Here is a 21,454-nt window from a genome sequence, read left to right on the forward strand (position 1 = left end):
ATCTGGTCTCGCCCTATGGAGAAATGTGGGTCCCGGCTCTGCGCAGCAGCGTTTCACGCTGCAGCGCGTCCGGGACACGAGAGCCTTACTTCGTCAGCGGGCAGCCGCTGTCCTTGGCGGCGAAGAACGCCTTGTCGCCTGGGACGGTTGCGAGCAGCTTGTAATAGTCCCACGGCTTCTTCGACTCCGACGGCTTCTTGACCTCGAACAGATACATGTCGTGGACCATGCGGCCGTTCTCGAGCACCTTGCCGCCCTGCGCAAAGTCGTCGTCGACCGGCAGCTCCTTCAGCTTCTTGGCGACCGCGTCGGGGTCCTTGGTGCCGGCGGCCTTGACCGCCTTGAGATAGCTCAGCGTCGCCGAATAGGTGCCGGCCTGGATCATGTTCGGCATCCGGCTGGTGCGCTTGAAGAAGCGTTCGCCGAAATGGCGGGTGCGGTCGTTGAGGTCCCAGTAATAGCCCTCGGTCAGCACCAGGCCTTGCGCGGCCTGCAGACCGAGACCATTCACCTCGGCGAGCGTCATCAGGAGGCCGGCGAGCTTCTGGCCGCCGGAGACGATGCCGAACTCGGCCGCCTGCTTGATCGAGTTGGTGGTGTCGAGGCCGGCATTGGCGAGGCCGACGATCTTCGCCTTCGAGCTCTGCGCCTGGAGCAGGAAGGAGGAGAAGTCCGACGAGTTGAGCGGCACGCGGACCGAGCCGGCCACCTTGCCGCCATTGGCGGTGACGATCTCGCTGGTGTCCTTCTCCAGCGCATAGCCGAAGGCATAGTCGGCAGTGAGGAAGAACCAGGTGTCGCCGCCCGCTTTGGTCAGCGCGCCGCCGGTGCCGACGCCGAGCGCACGGGTGTCATAGGCCCAGTGGAAGCCGTAGGGCTGGCAGGCATCGCCGGTGAGGCGCGAGGTCGCGGCGCCGACGACGATGTCGATCTTCTTCTTTTCCTTGGAGAGCTCGTGGATCGCGAGCGCGACCGAGGAGGTCGTCAGCTCCGTGATCATGTCCACGTTCTCGACATCGTACCAGCGCCGCGCGATCGACGTGGCGAGATCCGGCTTGTTCTGGTGATCGGCGGTGACCATCTCGATCTTCTGACCAAGCACTTCACCGCCGAAATCCTCGATCGCCATCTTGGCGGCTTCGACCGAGTATTTGCCGCCGTAGTCGGCATAGACGCCGGACTGATCGTTGAGAATGCCGATCTTGACGCCTTGCGCGAAGGCCGGCGCAGCCAGCAACAGAGCAGACGTTGCGACAGCGGCCAAAAGTGCTGATTTCATATGTTGGCTCCCAGCAGTTTTCTGTTTTGAAATCGCGCGGATACTAGTGAAGAACCCCGCGCCTGCCCATCCATTTCATGTTGATCGTTAGTATGGGCGCCAGCTACAAAATTGGTGTCGCCCCGGACAAGCGCAGCGCAGATCCGGGGCCCATAACCACAGGGAGGAGTTTGGCGCGAGCTAGTGGTTGCCAGCCTTCGCCAAACTCCTCCCTGTGGTTATGGGTCCCCGCCTTCGCGGGGACGACATCGAGGATTTGGATAAGCCGGCGGCCACCACCAATATTACGAAGCCACCACCTCCGGCTTCTTCCCCTCGTTCCGCCCTTCCGCCAGGTTCCGCACCACCACATAGAAGATCGGGGTGAACAGCAGGCCGAACAGGGTGACGCCGATCATGCCGAAGAACACGGCAACGCCGACCGCCTGCCGCATCTCCGAGCCGGAGCCGGACGATATCACCAGCGGCAGCACGCCGAGGATGAAGGCGAAGGAGGTCATCAGGATCGGCCGCAGGCGCAGGCGGCAGGCGTCGATCACGGCCTCCAGCCGTGGCTTGCCTTCTTTCTCGATGTCGCGTGCGAACTCGACGATCAGGATCGCGTTCTTTGCAGCTAACCCCACCAGAACGACGAATCCGATCTGGGTGAGGATGTTGACGTCCTGCCCCATGATGCGCACGCCGATCGTGGCGGCCAACAGGCACATCGGCACGATCAGGATCACCGCGAATGGAAGCGTCCAGCTGCCATATTGCGCGGCGAGCACGAGATAGACGAACAGCACGCAGATCGGGAACACGAGCAGGCCCGCATTGCCGCCGGTGACCTGCTGATAGGACAGATCGGTCCATTCGAAGGTGAAGCCGCTGGGCAAGATGTCGTCCGCGAGCTTCTTGATGGTGTTGAGCGCGGTGGTCGAGCTGGTGCCCGGCGCCGGCTCGCCTTGGAGCTCGGACGCAGCATAGAGATTGTAGCGTGCGACGCGGTCGGGGCCGGAGACGTCCTTGAACTCGACCACGCTGCCGAGCATCACCATGTCGCCGGAGGCGTTGCGCGTGCGCAGGCGCGAGAGGTCGCTGGGCTCTTTTCGGAACGGGAAGTCGGCCTGCGCGGTGACGTGATAGGTGCGGCCGAACAGGTTGAAGTCGTTGACGTAGGTCGATCCGAAGTAGGTCTGGATCGTGTCGTTGATGCTGGCGATGGGCACGCCGAGCTTCTGCGCCTTGGTGCGGTCGATGTCGACGAAGAGCTGCGGCGTGTTGGCCGAGAACGGGGAGAAAACCGTGGGGCCGAGCAGCAACGGCGATTTGCGCGCCGCGGCGACAAGCTCGTCGGTGGCCGCGGCGAGCAGCTCAGGTCCTCGGCCCTGGCGGTCCTGGACGCGGATGGTGAAGCCGCCGCCGGTGCCGATGCCGGGCACGGCCGGCGGCGGAATCACGATGATGAAGGCGCCCTGGATTGCGGCCAGGCGCTTGCGCAGTTCGACCGTGATGGCGTTCGCAGACAATCCCTTCTTCATCCGCGCCTCGGGCTCGTCGAACACCGGGAACAGCGCCGCAGCATTGCCCGCCTGCGTGCGGGTGGCGCCCGAGAAGCCGGCGAAGGCGGCGACGCGGACGATGCCGGGCGTGTCCAGCGAGATCCGCTCGATCTCGCGCACGACTTCGGTGGTGCGCGCCAGCGACGCCGCGCCCGGCAATTGCACGGAGATGATGACGTAGCCGCGATCCTGCGCGGGAATGAAGCCCTGCGGCGTGGTCGCGATCAGCCAGCCGGCGCTGCCGATCAGCACGACATAGATCAGGATCATCACCACCGAATGGCGGATCACGAAATTGGCAAGGCCGGCATAACCATGCGAGAGCCGATCGAACACGCGGTTGAAGACGCCGGTGAACGCATTCCAGCCACGCGCGAGGAGATTCCAGGCGGCAGGCGGTCGCTTCTCTGCGTGCGGCGTGAGGATCATCGAAGCCAGCGCCGGCGACAGCGTCAGCGAGCAGAAGCAGGAGATCGCGGTCGCCACCGCAATGGTGACGGCGAATTGCTGGAAGAACTGCCCGGAGATGCCGCCAATGAATGCGGTCGGCACGAACACGGCGCAGAGCACCAGCGCGATCGAGACCAGCGCGCCGCCGACCTCCTCCATGGTCTTCAGCGCCGCATCGCGCCGACTTAAGCCGTGCTCGAGATGGCGCTCCACATTCTCCACCACCACGATGGCGTCGTCGACCACGATGCCAACCGCAAGCACGAGGCCGAACAAGGTGAGGTTGTTGATGGAGAAGCCGAGCGCCGCCATCACCGCGAAGGTGCCGACCAGCGAGACAGGGATCGCGATGATCGGAATGATCGCGGGCCGCCATCCTTGCAGGAACACCAGCACCACGATGACCACGAGCAGCATGGCCTCGTAGATGGTCTTGATCAGCTCGTGGACCGATTGCGCGATGAACTCGGTCGGGTTGTAGCCGATATTGTAGTCGAGGCCCTTCGGGAAGCTTTGCTTGAGCGTCGTCATCGTGTCGGAGATGTTTTTCGCCGTCGCGAGCGCGTTCGATCCCGGCCGCTGCGTCACCAGCATGGCGACCGCCGATTTGCGCAGCAGGAAGCTGTTGGTGGAGTAGGCGAGAGCACCGAGCTCGATGCGGGCGACGTCGCGCAGCCGCACCGTGCGGCCGTCGGAGCCGGCCTTGATCAGGATGTCCTCGAACTGCTTCTGGTCCTTGAGGCGCCCGGTGAAAACGAGGTTTGGCTGGAAGGCCCGGTCGGCGATCGGCGGTTCGGCGATCTGGCCGCCCGCGATCTGGACGTTCTGGGCACGGATCGCGGCCAGCACCTCGGTCGAGGTCAGGCCGAGATTGGCGATACGATCAGGGTCGAGCCAGAGCCGCATCGAATAGTCGCGTGCGCCGAAGATCTGGATATCGCCGACGCCGTCGATCCGCAGCAACTGGTCACGGACCTGGAGCAGCGCGTAATTGGAGATGTAGAGCTGGTCGAACGTATCGTCCGGCGACAGCATGAACACGACCATCAGGATGTCGGGCGAGTTCTTGCGCGTGACGACGCCGTTGCGCTGCACTTCGTCCGGCAGCTGCGGCTGTGCGATCGCGACGCGGTTCTGCACCAGCACCTGCGCCTTGTCGAGATCGGTGCCGAGCTTGAAGGTGACGGTGATCGTCAATTGCCCGTTCGAGGTCGCCTGGCTGTAGAGATACAGCATGTCCTCGACGCCGTTGATCTGCTGCTCGATCGGAGCTGCGACCGTGTCGGACACGGTCTGCGCCGAGGCGCCCGGATATTGCGTGGTGACGACGACCGTCGGCGGCACCACTTGCGGATATTCGGAGACCGGCAGCGTCGTATAGGCGAGCGCGCCGACGATCAGCAGCACGATCGACAGCACCATCGCCAGGATGGGCTGGTTGATGGAGAGACGGCCAAGGTTCATGACTTGTCACCGGACTTGGCCGGCGCTGGCGCGGGAGACGGAGCGACCTTGGCGCCGACGCGGGCGCGCTGGATGCCGTTGACGATGACGCGGTCCTCCGCCTTCAGCCCCTCGCGGATCACGCGCAGGCCCTCATCGAGCGGACCGAGCACCACGGGGCGCGCCTCGACGGTGTCGTCCGGCTTCACGACGAACACGATCTTGCGGGACTGGTCGGTCGCGACCGCGACGTCGGGAATCAGCAGCGCGTCATAGGGCGCGCTGCCGATCAGCCGGACGCGGCCGAACTGGCCCGGCAGGATCGAGAGATCGGTGTTCTTGATCACGGCGCGGCTGCGCAGCGTGCCAGTGGAAACATCGAGGCGGTTGTCGAGGAAGTTGATGGTGCCCTCATGCGACGGCTTGGTCTCGCCGGCGAGCGTCACCTGCACCGGGTTCGCGGTGTCGCGCGAGCTCGGGCGGCGGCCTTCGAACCACAGCTTGCTGTATTTGATGAAGGTTGCTTCATCCATGTCGAAATAGACGTAGATCGGGTCGAGCGCGACGATCGAGGTGAGCAGCGTCGAGGTGCCGGTGTCGCTGCCTTGCACGAGATTGCCGGGGCTGACGAGATGGCGGCTGACGCGGCCGGTGAGCGGCGCGGTCACATGGGTGAACTCGATATTGAGCCGGGCGGCCTTCAGCGCACCTGCGGCCTGCGTCTCCGCGGCATGCGCCGCCTGCAGGGCCTGGCGGCGCTGGTCGACGGCCTGCTCGGAGACCGCGCTGGTCTGGACCAGGTTCAGACCACGGTCGAGCTCGCGCTTGGCAAGCTCCACCTTGGCACGCGCGTCGGACAACTGGCCGTCCGCCTGCTCGGCCACCGCCTCGAACGGGCGCGGGTCGATGACGTAGAGCAGGTCGCCCTGATGCACGATCGCGCCGTCCTGGAACTCGACGGAGTTGACGAAGCCGCCGACACGGGGGCGCACCTGCACCTCCTCGACCGCCTCGAAGCGGCCGGTGAACTCGTCCCAATCGGTGACGGTGCGCTTGACGGGCTGGGCGACGGTCACCGGCGGCGGCGGTGGGGCGGCGGCCTGCGAGGCCGGTTGTCCGCAACCAGTGAGAGCGAACGTCGCGGCGAGGAGCCCGGCAATTGCGCAAAGTCGAGGTAGGACGAAATCGTGCGTTTTGACAAAATGCTCGTTTCGGTCCGGTCCGCTCATCCCAAGTCCCTCGCACATTTGCCGCAGCAAAAGCAGCGTACTCGCCTACCCGCGGGCGACACAAGATGGGTTTCAATGATGAAATCTTCAAGACGAAAGCGCGCGCAACGCTTGGGAGGATGCCCTAGCCGGATGACGGGTTGACAGCGAGAGAGATGATGACAAGCGGCAGCTGATGCGCGTCGGCGGAAGGTCAGCAATCAAGACGCGGCGCTCGCCACCCTCCCCTGGAGGCGGAGGGTAAGAAAGTCGCCAGCGTCTTCGCACATGACGGACACCGTCCGCTCGGCTAGATTACTCCCAGAAAAACAAAGCCGAATTGTCCTGGGAGGACAGGCGTGCACCAGGGACGTGTCGTTTACGGCGCGATCGAGGAGGTCGTGTTCGGCCATCCCGCGGCCGAGGCCGTCGTTGCGCAGATGGACCGGCTGGGGACGCGCCGCGCCTTCCTGATGGTCTCCGGCACGCTGAACCGTCAGACCGACGAAATCGCGAAGATCAAACAGGCGCTCGGCGCGCGCTGCGCCGGCCTGTTCGACGCCATGCCGGCGCATACGCCGCGCGAGGCGGTGATCGCGGCGACCAATGCGGCGCGCGCAGTGAACGCCGACCTGATCGTCACCGTGGGCGGCGGCTCGATCACCGACGGCGCCAAGGCGGTGCAGCTCTGCCTTGCCAACGGCATCGACGACGTCGAGGGCATCGAGCGCATCCGCGTCCACAAGGGCGTCGCGCCCGAGATGACCGCCCCTAACGTGCGGCAGATCAGCGTGCCGACCACGATCGCCGGCGGCGAGTTCAGCGCGATCGCGGGCGTCACCGACCGCGCCACGCATGTGAAGCAGATGCTGCGGCATCCGCTCACGGTGCCGCGTGCGACCATTCTCGATCCCGCCATCACCGTGCGCACGCCGGAATGGCTGTTTCTCTCCACCGGCATCCGCGCCGTCGACCATTGCGTCGAGGCGATCTGCTCGCGCGAGACGCATCCTTATGCCGACGCGCAGTCGGTGAAGGGGCTGGCCATGCTCGCCGACGCGCTGCCGCGGGTGAAGGCCGACCCTGCCGACCTCGACGCCCGCATGGATGCGCAGATCGGCACCTGGCTGTCGATGGGCGCGCTCGCCGCCGGCGTGCCGATGGGTGCGAGCCACGGCATCGGCTATGTGCTGGGTGCGGCCTTCGACGTGCCGCACGGCTACACCTCCTGCATCATGCTGCCCGCGGTGATGCGCTGGAATGCGCGCGACAACGCCGAGCGCCAGATGATCGTCGCCGCCGCGATGGGTTTTCCCGGCCACAACGCCGGCGACGTGCTCGATGCCTTCATCCGCTCACTCGGCATGCCGCGCAGCCTCGCCGACGTCCGCGTCTCGCCTGAGCATTTCGACGCCATCGCCGAACAGGCGATGCGCACGAACTGGATCCCGCGCAACCCGCGCAAGATCGACGGCCCCGCCGACATTCGCGAAATCCTGCTTCTCGCCGCATAATTTCAAGCCGGAGGACTGATGTATCCAGGTCAGCATGCTCGTCTACGCCCGCTCCAGCCCGCATTCATCATGGCTGCAACCGGCGAGGCCGTCACCTATCGCGAGCTCGATGCGCGCAGCAACCGCCTGGCGCATCTGTTCCGCGAGCACGGCTTGAAGCGGCTCGACCATTATTCGATCTTCATGGAGAACAATTCGCGCTATCTCGAAGCATGCGGCGCGGGCGAGCGCTCCGGGCTGTACTACACCTGCATCAACTCGTTCCTGACGCCGGGCGAGCTCGCCTATCTCCTCGTCAACAGCCAGTCGAAAATCCTGATCACGTCCGTTGCGAAACTCGACATCGCCCGCGAGGCGATCAAGGCCTGTCCGGACATCAAGCTCTGCATCGTCGCCGACGGCCCCGGCGAGAGCGACCGCATCGTCGGCCTCGCCGAGGTGACCGCCGACCTGCCCGAGGCTCCGATCGCCGATGAATGGCTCGGCACCGCCATGCTCTATTCATCCGGCACGACCGGACGGCCGAAAGGCATCCTGCGCCCGCTGCCGGAGGAGCCGCCGAAGCACAATCTGCCGCTGTTCGATTTCCTGACAAAGCTTTGGCGCTACCGCGAGGGCATGGTCTATCTCTCGCCTGCCCCCCTCTATCACTCCGCGCCGCAAGCCGCGGTGAACCTCACGATCCGCATGGGCGGCACCGTGATCATCAAGGAGACGTTCGATCCCGAACGTTATCTCCAGCTCGTCCAGCAATGGGGCATCACCCACACCCAGCTGGTGCCGACGATGTTCTCGCGCATGCTGAAGCTGCCGGAGGAGGTGCGCGACCGCTACGACCTGTCGTCGCTGGAGATTGCGATCCACGCCGCAGCGCCCTGCCCGGCATTGGTCAAGGACGACATCATCAAATGGTGGGGGCCGATCATCCACGAATATTACGGCGCGACCGAAGGCCTCGGCTTCACCGCCTGCAACAGCGAGGAATGGCTTAGCCACCGCGGCACCGTCGGCAAGGTGCTGCTCGGCGACCTCCACATTCTCGACGAGAACATGAGGGCGTGCCCGACCGGCACGCCGGGCCAGGTCTGGTTCAAGACGGCATCGTCGTTCGAATATTTCAACGACCCCGAGAAGACCAGGGAGGCGCGCTCGGCCGACGGCAGCATGAGCACGGTCGGCGACGTCGGCTATGTCGACGAGGATCGTTTCCTCTATTTGACCGACCGCGCGACCTTCATGATCATCTCCGGCGGGGTGAACATCTATCCGCAGGAATGCGAGAACCTGCTCATCACCCATCCGAAGGTCGCCGATGCCGCGGTGTTCGGCGTGCCCAATCCCGATCTCGGCGAAGAGGTGAAGGCGGTGGTGCAGCCGATGCCCGGCATCGTGCCGGGCGAGGCGCTCGCCGAAGAACTGATCGCCTTCTGCGGCCAATCGCTGTCGCGGCAGAAGGTGCCGCGCTCGGTCGATTTCGAGAAGGAACTGCCGCGGCTGCCGACGGGCAAACTGTACAAGCGGCTGCTGCGGGACCGCTATTGGGGGAACAAGACGTCACGGATCGTGTGAGCCCCACTGTCGTCCCGGGGCGCGACGAAGTCGCGAACCCGGGACCCATAACCACCGGCGGGAGTCAACTCCGAGTCTTCATCAAACGACTTCCTGTGGTTATGGATCCCGGATCTGCGCTTCGCTTATCCGGGACGACGCCGCAGTTTGTTGAGACAGCTGCGCGCACAGGAACCATCCCTTCGCACCTGCACTCTCACATGAAGAGAGTGTGAACGCCTGCGGCCTTCCGTCATCCGAATTGTCGAGGCGGCGAGCGGCCTTGCCGGTTGCCTCGCTGCACGCGCGTCGCTATCGTCTGACAAACAGGCCGCAAAGGCCCAAAAGACTAATGTCCAGGGAGGATGAGCATGCGGAGCGTGTGGGCGCTCGCCGCAGTGGCGGCGCTATCTGTGCTGACGACCTCGACCACCGCGCTCGCCGGCGGGCCCAAACAGGGCGGAGTCCTGCGGATGTACCACCGCGACAGCCCCGGCAATGCCTCGATCCATGAAGGCGCGACCTATTCGCTCAATGTTCCCTTCATGCCTGTGTTCAACAACCTCGTCATCTACAAGCAGGACGAGGCGCAGAACAGGATGGACAACATCATTCCGGAACTCGCCGAGAGCTGGGCCTGGGTCAACGACAACAAGACGCTGACCTTCAAGCTGCGCCCGGGCGTGAAATGGCACGACGGCAAGCCGTTCACCTCCGCGGACGTCAAATGCACCTTCGACATGCTGATGGGCAAGTCGCAGCAGAAGTTCCGGCAGAATCCGCGCAAGACCTGGTACGAGCAGGTCAACGACGTCTCCACCAACGGCGACCTCGAGGTTTCCTTCAACTTGAAGCGGCCGCAGCCGTCGCTGCTGGCCCTGCTCGCCTCGGGCTACACGCCGGTCTATCCCTGTCACGTCTCGCCCGGCGACATGCGCACGCACCCGATCGGCACCGGCCCGTTCAAATTCGTCGAGTTCAAGGCCAATGAATCGATCAAGCTGACCCGCAATCCCGACTATTGGCGCGAGGGGCGGCCCTATCTCGACGGCATCGAGTTCACCATCATCCCGAACCGTTCGACCGCGATCCTCGCCTTCGTCGCCGGCAAGTTCGACATGGCGTTCCCGACCGAAGTGAGCATTCCGCTGCTGAAGGACGTCAAATCGCAGGCGCCGAAAGCGGTCTGCGTGGTCGAGCCCAACAATGTCGCCACCAACATCATCGTCAATTCCTCCGCGCCGCCGTTCGACAATATCGACATCCGCCGCGCCATGGCGCTGTCGCTCGACCGCAAGGCCTTCATCTCGATCATGTTCGAGGGCCAGGGCGATGTCGGCGGCACCATGCTGCCGCCGCCGAACGGACTGTGGGGCATGCCGAAGGAGATGCTCGAGAGCATTCCCGGCTACGGCCCCGATGTGAACGCCAACCGCGAGGAAGCCAGGAAGCTGATGCAGAAGGCCGGCTACGGGCCGGACAAGCATCTCGCCGTCAAGGTCTCGACCCGCAACATCCCGGTCTATCGCGATCCCGCGGTGATCCTGATCGACCAGCTCAAGAGCATCTATATCGACGGCGAGCTCGACGTGGTCGAGACCGCGAACTGGTTCCCGAAGATCGCACGCAAGGACTACATGCTCGGGCTCAATTTGACCGGCAACGCCGTCGACGATCCCGACCAGTCGTTCTACGAGAACTATTCCTGCGGCTCCGAGCGCAACTACACCAATTACTGCAACAAGGAGATCGAGAAGCTGTTCGACGTGCAGTCGCAGGAGACCGACGTCAACAAGCGCAAGAAGCTGGTGTGGGACATCGACAAGAAGCTGCAGGAGGACGTCGCCCGCCCGATCATCTTCCACGCGCGCACCGGCTCCTGCTGGCAGCCCTATGTCAAGGGCGTAACGGTGATGTCGAACAGCTCCTATAATGGGTATCGCTACGAGGACGTCTGGATGGACAAGTAGCGCAGGCGGCTGGCGGTTTCGACAGGAGGCGATGCATGTTTGCCTATCTGGTGCGGCGCCTGTTCCTGATGCTCGTGACCCTGTTCGGGATCTCGGTCGTCATCTTCTTCCTGCTGCGCGTCGTGCCCGGCAACATCGTCGACATCCTGTTTGCCGCGGCCGGCTACGTCGATCCCGCCGACAGGGCCAATCTGGAGAAGGAGCTCGGCATCGACCAGCCGCTGGTCGTGCAGTACTGGCACTGGATCAGCGGCTTTCTGCGCGGCGATTTCGGCTACTCCTATGTCTCGGAGAAGCCTGCGCTTCAGGAGATCCTGCCGCGGATCCCGATCACCGCGCGGCTCGCCGGGCTGGCGCTGTTGTTCTCGGCCTCGATCGGCATTCCGCTCGGTGTCATCAGCGCGGTGAAGCAGGGGACGCGGCTCGATTACGCGTTGCGCGTCGTCAGCCTCAGCGGCTTGTCGCTGCCCTCGTTCTGGCTCGGCCTGCTGATCCTCACGGCGTCGGTGGCGATGTTCAACCAGATGCCGATCTTCAATCCCAATCCGCAGACCTGGCTCGAGGCGTTCGCGACCTACGCCGTGCCGGCGGCCGCCGTCGGCTTCCGCAGCGCCGCGCTGACCATGCGCATCACGCGATCCTCGATGCTGGAGGTGCTGCGGCAGGACTATATCCGCACCGCGCGCGCCAAGGGCGCCTCCGACGCCGCCGTCAACTATAAGCATGCGCTGAAGAACGCGATCCTGCCCGTCATCACCGTGATCGGCATCGAGGCAGCGTTCCTGATCGGCGGCCTGATCGTGACCGAGACCGTGTTCAACATCCCCGGCGTCGCGCGCTTCCTGGTCGAAGCGATCCGCTGGCGCGACTACCCGATCGTGCAGAACCTCGTGATGCTGATTGCGGTCGTGGTGGTCAGCGCGAACTTCATCGTCGACATGCTCTACGCGGTGTTCGATCCGCGTATCCGGTATACGGATTAGGAGATCAGCTTGGCCGCGATTGACTATGATCTCGAACTGAGGCGGGCCGGCGCGTATGCGACCGGTGGCTGGCGGCGCGTGCTGTATTTGGCGCAGCGGCATGTGCTGGGCGCGGCCGGGCTGATCATCATGACGCTGTTCGTGCTCACGGCGATCTTTGCCGATTTCATCGCGCGCTACGATCCCCTGACCATCGACGCCGCCCGTGCGCTGGCGCGCCCGAGCCTGGCGCACTGGATGGGCACGGATTCCTTCGGCCGTGACGTGTTCAGCCGCATCATCCACGGTGCACGAATCTCACTCGCCGTCGGTATCGGCTCGACGGCACTTGGCGGCACGATCGGCGTCATCGTCGGGCTGACCTCCGGCTATCTCTCCGGCTGGGTCGATCTGGTGTTCCAGCGTGTCTCCGACATTCTTCAAGCGCTTCCGCTGCTGGTCCTGGCGTTGATCATGACCGCCGCACTCGGTCCGTCCCTGCCGAACGTCATCATCGCCATCGCCATTCCGCTGATCCCGACCGTGTCGCGCGTCATTCGCGCCAACACGCTGGCGCTGCGCGAGCTGCCCTTTATCGAAGCCGCCAAGTCGATCGGCATGAGCGAGGTGCGGATCGCGCTGCGCCACGTGCTGCCGAACACGCTGGCGCCGCTGATCGTGCTCGCGACCGCGCAGCTCGGCTCGACCATCCTCACCGAAGCCTCGCTCTCCTTCCTCGGCCTCGGCATTCCCGAGCCCTATCCGTCATGGGGTCGGATGCTCTCGGAATCCGCCGCCGAATATGTCCGCACCGCACCGTGGCTGGTGATCTTCCCCGGCATCGCGATCAGCCTCGCCGTGTTCGGCGCCAATCTGTTCGGCGACGCCCTGCGCGACATCCTCGATCCCCGGCAGCGCGGCTGATGGCAGAAAAATCCGATCTCGTGCTCGATGTGAAGAACCTGAAGACGGTGTTCTTCACCAATTCCGGCCTGTTCAAAGCCGTCGACGACGTCTCGTTCACCGTGAAACGTGGCGAGACGCTCGCGATCGTCGGCGAATCCGGCTGCGGCAAGAGCGTCACCGCGCTGTCGCTGATGCGGCTGGTGCCCGATCCGCCCGGCCGCATCGTCGGCGGGTCGGTCTCGCTCGAAGGCACCGAGCTGCTGGCGCTGGATGAATCCGAGATGCGCGCCGTCAGGGGCAATCGCATCTCCATGATCTTCCAGGAGCCGATGACCTCGCTCAATCCGGTGATGCGGATCGGTGACCAGATCGTCGAGGCGGTGCGGCTGCACCGGGCGATGCCGGCCAGAGAAGCGCGCGACATCGCGGTCGAGATGCTGCGGCTGGTCCGCATTCCCGAACCGGCGCGGCGCGCGCGGGAGTATCCGCATCAGCTTTCCGGCGGCATGCGCCAGCGCGCGATGATCGCGATGGCGCTGGCCTGCCGTCCGGCGCTGCTGATCGCGGACGAGCCGACCACCGCGCTCGACGTCACCATCCAGGCACAGATCCTGGCGCTGATCCTCGACCTTCAGAAGGAGCTCGGCACCGGCCTCGTGCTGATCACGCATGATCTCGGCGTCGTCGCGCAGACCGCGCAGCGGGTGATCGTGATGTATGCGGGGAAGAAGGTGGAGGAGGCAACGGTGGAAGCGCTGTTCGCCGATCCCAAGCACCCCTACACCCGCGGGCTGATGGCCTCGATCCCGGCCGTGCCGGCGTCAGGTGTTCCGGTGCAGGCGCGGCTCAACGAAATTCCCGGCACCGTGCCGTCGCTGGTGCGGCTGCCGAAAGGCTGTGCCTTCGCGCCGCGCTGCAAGCTCGCGATCAAGCGTTGCGAGGCCGAATATCCGCCGCTGGAGGACTGGGGCGGCGGCCATCTCGCGGCGTGCTGGCGCGCGGCCGAAGTGGCGGAGGTGGCATGACCGAAGCGCTGCTCGAAGTCACCGATCTCAAGAAGCACTACGCGGTGCGCGCCGGCGTGTTGCGGCGGCAGGTCGGCACCGTGCATGCGGTCGACGGCGTCTCGTTCTCGGTTCATACCGGCGAGACGCTCGGCCTGGTCGGTGAATCCGGCTGCGGCAAGTCGACGGTGGCGCGCAGCGTGCTGCGGCTGGTCGAGCCGACCTCGGGTCAGATCCGCCTTGATGGAGAGGACATCACCCGTCTCTCCAAGACCGCGCTGCGGCCGCATCGCCGCTCAATGCAGATCGTGTTTCAAGATCCCTTTGCTTCGCTCAATCCGCGCATGACCGCCGGCGACATCGTCGGCGAGCCGCTCGCCGTGCATGGGCTCGCAAGCGGCAAGGAGCTGGAAGCGCGTACCGCAAGACTGTTCGAGCAGGTGGGCCTGCGGCCTGATCAGATGCGCAACTTCCCGCATCAATTCTCCGGCGGCCAGCGCCAGCGCATCTGTATCGCACGCGCGCTGGCACTGGGGCCGCGCCTGATCGTCTGCGACGAACCGGTCTCCGCGCTCGACGTCTCGATCCAGGCGCAGGTGATCAATCTCCTGATCGACCTGCAGAAGCAGCACGGCTTCTCCTATCTCTTCATCGCGCATGACCTCGCCGTGGTCGCCCATATCAGCCATCGCGTCGCCGTGATGTATCTCGGCCGCATCGTCGAGATCGCCGACAAGGACGAGCTGTTCCGCAATCCCCGCCATCCCTATACGCAAGCCCTGCTCGCGTCAGTGCCGGTTGCGAACCCGTTTGCCAAGAAGCTCGCGCCGCTGGTCGACGGCGACGTGCCGAGCCCGGTCAATCCGCCGCCGGGCTGCGCGTTTCACACCCGCTGCCGGTTTGCGATCGGGCGGTGCAGGACGGAGCGGCCGGCGCTGGTGGACGCGGGCGGCGGACATCAGGTGGCGTGTCTGCTCAACGAGGGGACCGGACGGAGCCAGTAGGCCGCAAAGCCCGGATCACCGGCCAGGCCGCCAGCGCGGCGGCCAGATGCTTGAGCGTGTGGCCCGAGACAATGTGGCCTGTCGCTTCAAATATGGTCACGTCACCCAGCTCGAAAAGCTTGGCCAGCGCGTAAAAGAAGATCACGCCGCCCAGAGACACGCCAAGCGCACCGGGCCGGGGCCGTGTCAACGCCAGTCCCACGGCCAACGCCATGCCGCCGAACTGCACGACCACCCATGGCGTGAGATTCTCGCGTGCCACCCAGGCCGCGAGCAGGCCCGCAACCGTCACCAGCACCACCACCGCCTGACCGGCACGCACGCTGATGCGCTCGCTGGCCGCGATGCCCAGAAAGCCCGCGAACGCCACCGCCATACCGAGACGATCGGCCACCAGCCGCTGCGGCGCGTCGGGATCCAGATGATAGATGCACGATCCTAGGCAAGTGAGGATCAGACCCACGAAGAGGCAACCTGCACCCGCGGGCGCATCAGGGTGGGCACGCAGGCGCAGCAAGCCCCAAGCGCCCATCGCCAGGAAGGCAAGATTGCTCAGCACGTCGCCGGCGTTGGGCACGCCCAGCCAGGTGCGGGTGTCGACGAAATGCGGGATGTGCCAGGCGGAGGCGGGCATCGCGGGTGCGAGGAGCGCCACGAGCGTCAGGACGAAGAGTGCGCCGATCAGATATTTTTCGCGAACTTGCGGCGGGGCGAACGAGAACCGGCGGGACACTGACGGCAGCAGGGCATCGGTCTCTCGGGCGTGGTGATTTGCGCGCAACATGCAGGCCTCCACATGATTTGACATCGCTCAATATTAGTAGCCCTAAATTGAACAATGTTCAATAAAAATCTTGAGCGAGATCAAACAGGCAATATCATATTGGAATTATTTGGATTTATTGGGACGCCCGCGTGCAGCCACGGCGGCGAGTCGCGTTTGAGACGGCATCTCTCCCCATCGTCATTGCGAGCGCAGCGAAGCAATCCAGAGTGCTTCTGCGGATGCAGACTGGATTGCTTCGCTTCGCTCGCAATGACGGAGAGAGGCTACCCCGCCGCAATCTCCGCGACGATCCTGCCCGTCGTGACCTGCTCGCCTTCGGCGACGTCGATCGCGGCGACCACGCCGTCGATGCCGGCCTTGTGGACGTGCTCCATCTTCATTGCTTCCAGGGTCATCACCGCTTGACCGGCGGTGACGCGGTCGCCGGGCTTGACCAGCACGGCGACGACGCGGCCGTTCATGGCGGCGCGGACTTTGCCATCGCCGCCGTTGGTTGCGGCCGCCTTCGGTGCGGCGAGGGTGAGGTCGGTGACCGCAAGCGGGATGCCGCGATGCTGGAGGTAGAGCCGGTCGCCGTCGCGCAGGAATTTTGCGCTGTCCATCACGCCGTCGTGGCGGAAGCGGATGGCGTCGGGATCGAGCTGGTCGATCTCGAACTTGTCCTGACGGCCGTCGGCGGCGACGATGTAGCCGCCACTGCGCTCACGCGTGACTTCGAGCTCGTGGGTGTGGCTGGCGATCTCGACTTTCGCCGTTAACGGAAATGTTGCCGCCAGGCTCCGGCCACCTTGCCATGACGGCGCGCGCGGATTGGTGACATAGAGCAGCAGGCCCGCCAGCGCCGTATCGAATGCAGCATTCGCCGGCGGCGCCAACAGTTCGGCGCGATGTGCGCCGATGAAGGCTGTCGTCGCCTCGCCCCTGGCAAATCCGGGATGGCGCAGGCAGGACATCAGAAATGCTTGGTTGGTGGTCACGCCAAACGCAGTGAGTTGCTCCAGGCCGACGATCAGCCGCCCCCTCGCCTCCTCGCGTGTCGCGCCATGGCTGATCACCTTTGCGATCATGGAATCGTAGAACGGCGGGATCTCCGCGCCCGATTGCAGCGCGTGCTCGACGCGGATGCTGTCAGGCACCTGCCAGCGCGCCATGCGGCCGGACTGCGGCATGAAATCCTGCGCGGCATCTTCCGAGCACAGCCGCACCTCGATGGCATGGCCCGAGAATCGGATGTCCTGCTGCTTCACCGGCAGAGGCTCGCCACGCGCGACACGCAGCTGCAGCTCGACGAGATCGAGCCCGGTGATCGCCTCGGTGACGGGATGCTCGACCTGGAGGCGCGTGTTCATCTCCATGAAGTAGAATTCGCCGCTGGCGTCGAGCAGGAACTCCAGCGTGCCGGCGCCCTCGTAACGCAATGCCCTCACCGCGGCGACAGCGACCTCGCCCATTTTCGCGCGCAGCTCCGGCGTGACCGCCGGCGATGGTGCCTCCTCGATCAGCTTTTGATGTCGCCGCTGCACCGAGCAGTCGCGCTCGCCGAGATGGATGGCGTTGCCGTGGCTGTCGCCGAACACCTGGATCTCGATGTGTCGGGGATTCTGGATGGCACGTTCGAGGATGACCGTGGGATCTCCGAACGCGGCCTTCGCCTCCGACCGCGCACTGCGCAGCGCATCGGGGAAGGATGCGGCATCGGTAACGAGCCGCATGCCGCGTCCGCCGCCGCCCGCAACCGCCTTGATCATCACGGGGAAGCCAATCTTCCTGGCTTCCGCGAGCATGACCTCGTCGGTTTGGTCGGCGCCCTGATAGCCGGGCACGCAGGGCACGCCGGCCTTCTTCATGATCTCCTTGGCGCCGGCCTTGTTACCCATGGCCTCGATCGCCTGCGGCGAGGGACCGATGAAGACGAGGCCCGCATCCTTGCACGCTTGTGCAAACTCCTCGTTCTCGGCGAGGAAGCCATAGCCGGGATGCACGGCATCCGCGCCGCTCGCCTTGGCCGCGGCGATGATCGCGGGAATGTTGAGATAGGATTGCGCCGGCAGGGCTTCGCCGATGCGCACGGCCTGGTCGGCCTGCCGTACATGGAGCGCATCGCGATCGGCATCCGAATAGACCGCAACGACGCCGAGGCCGAGCTGCCGCGCACTGCGCATCACGCGCAGCGCGATCTCGCCGCGATTGGCAACCAAAACCCTGAAGAACGGCCGGTGCTGCACTGATCCGTTCCTCATGGGCGGGCCACCGAGAATTGCATGCGCTGAGGGGTGCGCGCATCGCCCTCGCGGCAGATCGCGAGCACCTCGGACAGCACCGCACGGGTGTCGCGCGGATCGATCACGCCGTCGTCGAGCACGCGCGCGCTGGTCGAGAACACGTCCATCTGGCCGTCGAACACGCCGATGATCTGCGCCTTCATCGCGTCGAGCTTTTCTTTCTCGACCGGCTTGCCGCGCCGTGCTGCGGCGGCCTCGGTCACGATCGCCATGGTCTCGGCGGCCTGCTCGCCGCCCATCACTGCTGTCTTGGCGTTTGGCCAGGAGAAGCAGAAGCGCGGATGGAAGCCGCGGCCACACATGCCGTAATTGCCGGCGCCGAACGAGGCGCCGCAGTAGATGGTGATCTGCGGCACCGTCGCCGAGGTCACCGCCTGGATCATCTTGGAGCCGTGCTTGATCATGCCGGCTTCTTCATAGGCCTTGCCCACCATGTAGCCGGTGGTGTTGTTGAGATAGAGGATCGGCGTGCGGGTCTGGCAGCAGGCCTGGATGAAATGCGTCGCCTTGTTGGCGCCGGCGGGATCGAGCGGGCCGTTGTTGGTGATGATGCCGATCGCCTGGCCTTCGATGCGGGCGTGACCGCAGACGGTGGCGGGGCCGTAATTGGGCGCCATCTCGGTGAAGTCGGAATCGTCGACGATACGCGCGATCACCTGCTTCATGTCGACGGTGCGCTTGTGGTCCATCGGCATGATACCGAGCAGCTCGTCCTGGTCGTAGCGCGGCGGTTTGAACTGTGAAACCGCTCGGCCCGGCCGCTCCCATTCCAGCGCCGCCATGATCTCGCGCGCGATGCGCAGCGCATCGCGGTCGTCCTCCGCGAGATAATCGCCGAGGCCGGAGACCTGCGTGTGCATCTCGGCACCGCCAAGCTCTTCCTCGGTCGCGATCTCGCCTGTCGCGGCCTTCAGCAGCGGCGGCCCGGCAAGGAAGGCGCGGGTGCGGCCGCGGACCATGACGATGTAATCGGACAGGCCGGTCTGGTAGGCGCCGCCCGCGGTGGACGAGCCGTGCGTGACGGTGACGACCGGCAGCCCCGCCGCCGAGAGCCGCGCGAGATTGCGAAAGATGTTGCCGCCACGGACAAAGTCCTCGACGCGGTAGCGCAGCAGATTGGCCCCGGCGCTTTCGACGAGCTGGACGTAGGGCAGCTTGTTCTCCAGCGCGAGCTCCTGCACCCGCAGCGTCTTGTCGAGGCCGTAAGGCTGGAGCGCACCGGCATCGATGCCGGCGTCATTGGCGCTGACCATGCAGCGGACGCCGGAGACGAAGCCGATGCCGGCGATGACGCCGCCGCCGGGCACGCTCTTGTTCGCATCTGATACGTCGAACATGTAACCGGCGAGCGTCGACAGCTCGATGAAGGGCGCGCCGGGATCGAGCACCAGCGCGACGCGTTCGCGCGGCAGCAGCTGGCCGCGCTTGTGGAAGCGATCCTTTGCCGCCGCCGACGCCTCACGCGTGCGCTCTTCCAGCGCGCGCATGCGGTCGATCAGCGCGAGCATGCCGTCGCGATTGGCGTGGTAGCTGGCGCTGCCGGGAGAAATAGTGTTGTCGAGAATGGACATAACTCTATCCTGCTCGTCACTGCGAGGAGCGAAGCGACGAAGCAATCCAGACCGTCACCGCGGAAAGACCCTGGATTGCTTCGCTTCGCTCGCAATGACGGTTGAGGCGATACCTTACCTATTCGTCCCAAAGATCTTCCGCGCCTCGGCGGGGCTTGCGATCTCGCGGCCCGCACGGCGGGCGCAGGCGGCGATGGCCTCGATCAACTGGCCGTTCGACGTCACCTTCTTGCCGTCGGCGAGATAGAAGGCATCCTCCAAACCCGTGCGCAGGTGGCCGCCGAGCTCGGCGCAGCGCTGGTGCAGCGGCCAGATCTCTTCGCGACCGATCGCGGTGACCTGGAAATGCGCCTCGGGCCGTTTCAGCTTGATCAGGATCGGCAGCAGATCAGGATCGGACGGCATGCCGGAGGCAACGCCCATCACGAAGTTATATTCGAGCGGGCCCTTGTACATGCCGACCTGGTGATACATGCCGACACAGCGGACGATGCCGACGTCGAAACATTCGAACTCGGGGATGGTCCCGACCGCGTTCATCACGTCGAGATAGTCCTTCACCTTCTCGACCGCGTTGTCGAACATCATCGGCGGCCAGGCCCAGGTGTTGTCGGCTTTCACCTTCAGATAGTTCAGCGAGCCGGCATTGCAGGCCGCGATCTCCGGCCTGGTCTCGCGGATGCAGTCGAGCGCGCCGCTGTAGTTCGGCCCTGAGACGCCCGAGGTGTGATTGATGATGACGCCGGGGCAGGCCTCGCGGATTGCCTGCTGAATCTCCTTGCTGACACTCACGTCCCAGGACGGCAGATGTCCCTTGTCCGGCGCCTGCTGGCGCAGATGGATGTGCATGATGCTGGCGCCGGCATCGAACGCAGCCTTGGCTTCGCGTGCCATCTGCTCGGGCGTCACAGGCACGTTGTGCTGCTTCGGGTCGGTGAGCACGCCGTTCAGCGCGCAGGTGATGACGGCCTTGTCGCTCATGCCAAAAATGTCTCGCACGTTGAGAATTCAACGCTTGCGATCATGTGATGAGCGGCATGCGGCTTCTTGCGCGGAGAAGCTGGAAGGCACGGCTATCGTAGGGTGGGCAAAGGCGCTCTCGCGCCGTGCCCACCATATCTTGGCGCTGAACGAAGATGGTGGGCACGCTTTCGCTTTGCCCACCCTACGAGAGCGCGCCTAACTCGCCTCCGCGAGCCTCACCGTCTCGGTGCTGCGGTAGATCGCGAGGTCGCGCGAGCCGACGAAGATCGCGCGCGGTTTCAATCCATAGAAGCGGCGGATCGAATGGCTGAAATGGGTGGAGTCGGGATAGCCGATGTCCTGCGCGAGGTGGGCGAGATTGAGGTCCTGGTTGGCGAAGTGCAGCAAATGCCGCGCACGCTTCCAGGCGCGGAAGGAGCGGAACGAGATGCCGGTCTCCTCCTTGAACAGATGCAGGAAGCGCGAGGCCGAGAGCCCCGCTTCGGTGGCGCACGTATCCGCCGTCACCGGCTCGCCGGAGAAGCGGCCGATGCGGGCGACGGCGCGCATCACGCGCGGATCGAGCACGCGACGCGGCAACGCCTCGCCAAAGCACATCTCGTCGAATTCGGCGGTGGTGATGTCGCCATAGCGGCGCTGGCGCAGCAGCGTGTAGGCGGCGAGGATCTTGCGGGCATAGACGGCCCGGTCAGGTCCGGTCAGCCGCTCGGCCAGGGCCTCGATTACGCCGTCCGGCATGCTTTCCGGCTCGAGCGTCACGCTGATTGCAGTGCGGTAGTCGCTGGCGATGGAATGCCGCTGGTTCGGCAGGGTCACGAACAGCTCGCCGGTGGCGAGAACGTCGTCGATCGTCAGATGCAGGCTGCCCTTCACCGCGACATAGACGTGGCAGCAGCCGGGGGTGCGCTTGCGCGGGCGGCCGAGCAGGCCGGCATAGAATACCCGCTCCGGCGTGATCAGCATCAGATGGTCGGATTCGCGACCGTTATCTTCCATTGGGA

Annotated in this window: 15 protein-coding genes; 7 read left to right on the plus strand and 8 right to left on the minus strand. The window is 65.0% G+C overall.

Annotation, left to right across the window (positions count from 1 at the left end):
- Positions 1 to 85: 85 nt before the first annotated feature.
- The 3 genes from AB7G19_RS41740 to AB7G19_RS41750 form a co-directional block, all read right to left on the minus strand.
- A complete protein-coding gene (locus AB7G19_RS41740) occupies positions 86 to 1,279 on the minus strand; it encodes an ABC transporter substrate-binding protein (RefSeq protein WP_063979973.1) in 1,194 nt (397 codons plus the stop codon).
- A gap of 284 nt (positions 1,280 to 1,563) precedes the next feature.
- The gene (locus AB7G19_RS41745) at positions 1,564 to 4,734 is read right to left on the minus strand and encodes an efflux RND transporter permease subunit (protein WP_085404000.1); all 3,171 of its coding nucleotides are present in this window, start codon (positions 4,732 to 4,734) and stop codon (positions 1,564 to 1,566) included.
- A complete protein-coding gene (locus AB7G19_RS41750; RefSeq protein ID WP_085404001.1) occupies positions 4,731 to 5,942 on the minus strand; it encodes an efflux RND transporter periplasmic adaptor subunit in 1,212 nt (403 codons plus the stop codon). The genes AB7G19_RS41745 and AB7G19_RS41750 overlap by 4 nt, the downstream gene beginning before the upstream one ends.
- A gap of 338 nt (positions 5,943 to 6,280) precedes the next feature.
- Between AB7G19_RS41750 and AB7G19_RS41755 the strand changes: the two genes are divergently transcribed.
- From AB7G19_RS41755 to AB7G19_RS41785, 7 genes are all read left to right on the plus strand, one after another.
- Positions 6,281 to 7,435, plus strand: a complete 1,155-nt coding sequence (locus AB7G19_RS41755) for an iron-containing alcohol dehydrogenase (protein ID WP_085404002.1) — start codon at positions 6,281 to 6,283, stop codon at positions 7,433 to 7,435.
- A gap of 18 nt (positions 7,436 to 7,453) precedes the next feature.
- The gene (locus AB7G19_RS41760; protein ID WP_071909070.1) at positions 7,454 to 9,004 is read left to right on the plus strand and encodes an AMP-binding protein; all 1,551 of its coding nucleotides are present in this window, start codon (positions 7,454 to 7,456) and stop codon (positions 9,002 to 9,004) included.
- A 350-nt stretch (positions 9,005 to 9,354) separates the two neighbouring features.
- Complete coding sequence (locus AB7G19_RS41765; RefSeq protein ID WP_085404088.1) at positions 9,355 to 10,953, plus strand: ABC transporter substrate-binding protein; 1,599 nt, start codon at positions 9,355 to 9,357, stop codon at positions 10,951 to 10,953.
- Between the two features lie 35 nt (positions 10,954 to 10,988).
- Positions 10,989 to 11,936 (plus strand): ABC transporter permease, encoded by a 948-nt coding sequence (locus AB7G19_RS41770; protein WP_071909068.1) that lies wholly within the window; start codon positions 10,989 to 10,991, stop codon positions 11,934 to 11,936.
- A 9-nt stretch (positions 11,937 to 11,945) separates the two neighbouring features.
- On the plus strand, positions 11,946 to 12,839 hold the full coding sequence (locus tag AB7G19_RS41775; protein ID WP_071909067.1) for an ABC transporter permease: 894 nt from the start codon (positions 11,946 to 11,948) through the stop codon (positions 12,837 to 12,839).
- Positions 12,839 to 13,846, plus strand: coding sequence for an ABC transporter ATP-binding protein (locus AB7G19_RS41780; protein WP_135215586.1), 1,008 nt, complete (start codon positions 12,839 to 12,841; stop codon positions 13,844 to 13,846). Before AB7G19_RS41775 ends, AB7G19_RS41780 begins: the two co-directional genes overlap by 1 nt.
- Positions 13,843 to 14,829 (plus strand): ABC transporter ATP-binding protein, encoded by a 987-nt coding sequence (locus AB7G19_RS41785; protein ID WP_085404089.1) that lies wholly within the window; start codon positions 13,843 to 13,845, stop codon positions 14,827 to 14,829. The genes AB7G19_RS41780 and AB7G19_RS41785 overlap by 4 nt, the downstream gene beginning before the upstream one ends.
- On the opposite strand, the gene AB7G19_RS41790 is transcribed toward AB7G19_RS41785, so the two are convergent.
- The 5 genes from AB7G19_RS41790 to AB7G19_RS41810 form a co-directional block, all read right to left on the minus strand.
- The gene (locus AB7G19_RS41790; RefSeq protein ID WP_085404090.1) at positions 14,801 to 15,613 is read right to left on the minus strand and encodes a hypothetical protein; all 813 of its coding nucleotides are present in this window, start codon (positions 15,611 to 15,613) and stop codon (positions 14,801 to 14,803) included. The genes AB7G19_RS41785 and AB7G19_RS41790 overlap by 29 nt on opposite strands.
- Before the next feature lie 266 nt (positions 15,614 to 15,879).
- On the minus strand, positions 15,880 to 17,856 hold the full coding sequence (locus AB7G19_RS41795) for an acetyl/propionyl/methylcrotonyl-CoA carboxylase subunit alpha (RefSeq protein WP_085404004.1): 1,977 nt from the start codon (positions 17,854 to 17,856) through the stop codon (positions 15,880 to 15,882).
- Entirely contained in the window at positions 17,853 to 19,469 is a 1,617-nt protein-coding gene (locus tag AB7G19_RS41800; protein ID WP_085404005.1) for an acyl-CoA carboxylase subunit beta, read from the minus strand. Before AB7G19_RS41800 ends, AB7G19_RS41795 begins: the two co-directional genes overlap by 4 nt.
- Before the next feature lie 114 nt (positions 19,470 to 19,583).
- Positions 19,584 to 20,450, minus strand: a complete 867-nt coding sequence (locus tag AB7G19_RS41805) for a 3-keto-5-aminohexanoate cleavage protein (protein ID WP_028155241.1) — start codon at positions 20,448 to 20,450, stop codon at positions 19,584 to 19,586.
- 198 nt (positions 20,451 to 20,648) lie between these two features.
- Positions 20,649 to 21,449 (minus strand): helix-turn-helix domain-containing protein, encoded by an 801-nt coding sequence (locus AB7G19_RS41810; protein WP_085404006.1) that lies wholly within the window; start codon positions 21,447 to 21,449, stop codon positions 20,649 to 20,651.
- Between the last annotated feature and the right edge of the window lie 5 nt (positions 21,450 to 21,454).

The organism is Bradyrhizobium sp. 215_C5_N1_1 (assembly GCF_052075935.1).
In the GTDB taxonomy this organism is placed as follows: Bacteria; Pseudomonadota; Alphaproteobacteria; order Rhizobiales; family Xanthobacteraceae; genus Bradyrhizobium; species Bradyrhizobium barranii.

Coding starts and splice junctions, on each gene's coding strand:
- AB7G19_RS41740 (WP_063979973.1), bottom strand. CDS start 1,279: ATGAAATCAGCACTTTTGGCCGCTGTCGCAACGTCTGCTCTGTTGCTG.
- AB7G19_RS41745 (WP_085404000.1), bottom strand. CDS start 4,734: ATGAACCTTGGCCGTCTCTCCATCAACCAGCCCATCCTGGCGATGGTG.
- AB7G19_RS41750 (WP_085404001.1), bottom strand. CDS start 5,942: ATGAGCGGACCGGACCGAAACGAGCATTTTGTCAAAACGCACGATTTC.
- AB7G19_RS41760 (WP_071909070.1), top strand. CDS start 7,454: ATGTATCCAGGTCAGCATGCTCGTCTACGCCCGCTCCAGCCCGCATTC.
- AB7G19_RS41765 (WP_085404088.1), top strand. CDS start 9,355: ATGCGGAGCGTGTGGGCGCTCGCCGCAGTGGCGGCGCTATCTGTGCTG.
- AB7G19_RS41770 (WP_071909068.1), top strand. CDS start 10,989: ATGTTTGCCTATCTGGTGCGGCGCCTGTTCCTGATGCTCGTGACCCTG.
- AB7G19_RS41780 (WP_135215586.1), top strand. CDS start 12,839: ATGGCAGAAAAATCCGATCTCGTGCTCGATGTGAAGAACCTGAAGACG.
- AB7G19_RS41785 (WP_085404089.1), top strand. CDS start 13,843: ATGACCGAAGCGCTGCTCGAAGTCACCGATCTCAAGAAGCACTACGCG.
- AB7G19_RS41790 (WP_085404090.1), bottom strand. CDS start 15,613: ATGTTGCGCGCAAATCACCACGCCCGAGAGACCGATGCCCTGCTGCCG.
- AB7G19_RS41795 (WP_085404004.1), bottom strand. CDS start 17,856: ATGAGGAACGGATCAGTGCAGCACCGGCCGTTCTTCAGGGTTTTGGTT.
- AB7G19_RS41800 (WP_085404005.1), bottom strand. CDS start 19,469: ATGTCCATTCTCGACAACACTATTTCTCCCGGCAGCGCCAGCTACCAC.
- AB7G19_RS41805 (WP_028155241.1), bottom strand. CDS start 20,450: ATGAGCGACAAGGCCGTCATCACCTGCGCGCTGAACGGCGTGCTCACC.
- AB7G19_RS41810 (WP_085404006.1), bottom strand. CDS start 21,449: ATGGAAGATAACGGTCGCGAATCCGACCATCTGATGCTGATCACGCCG.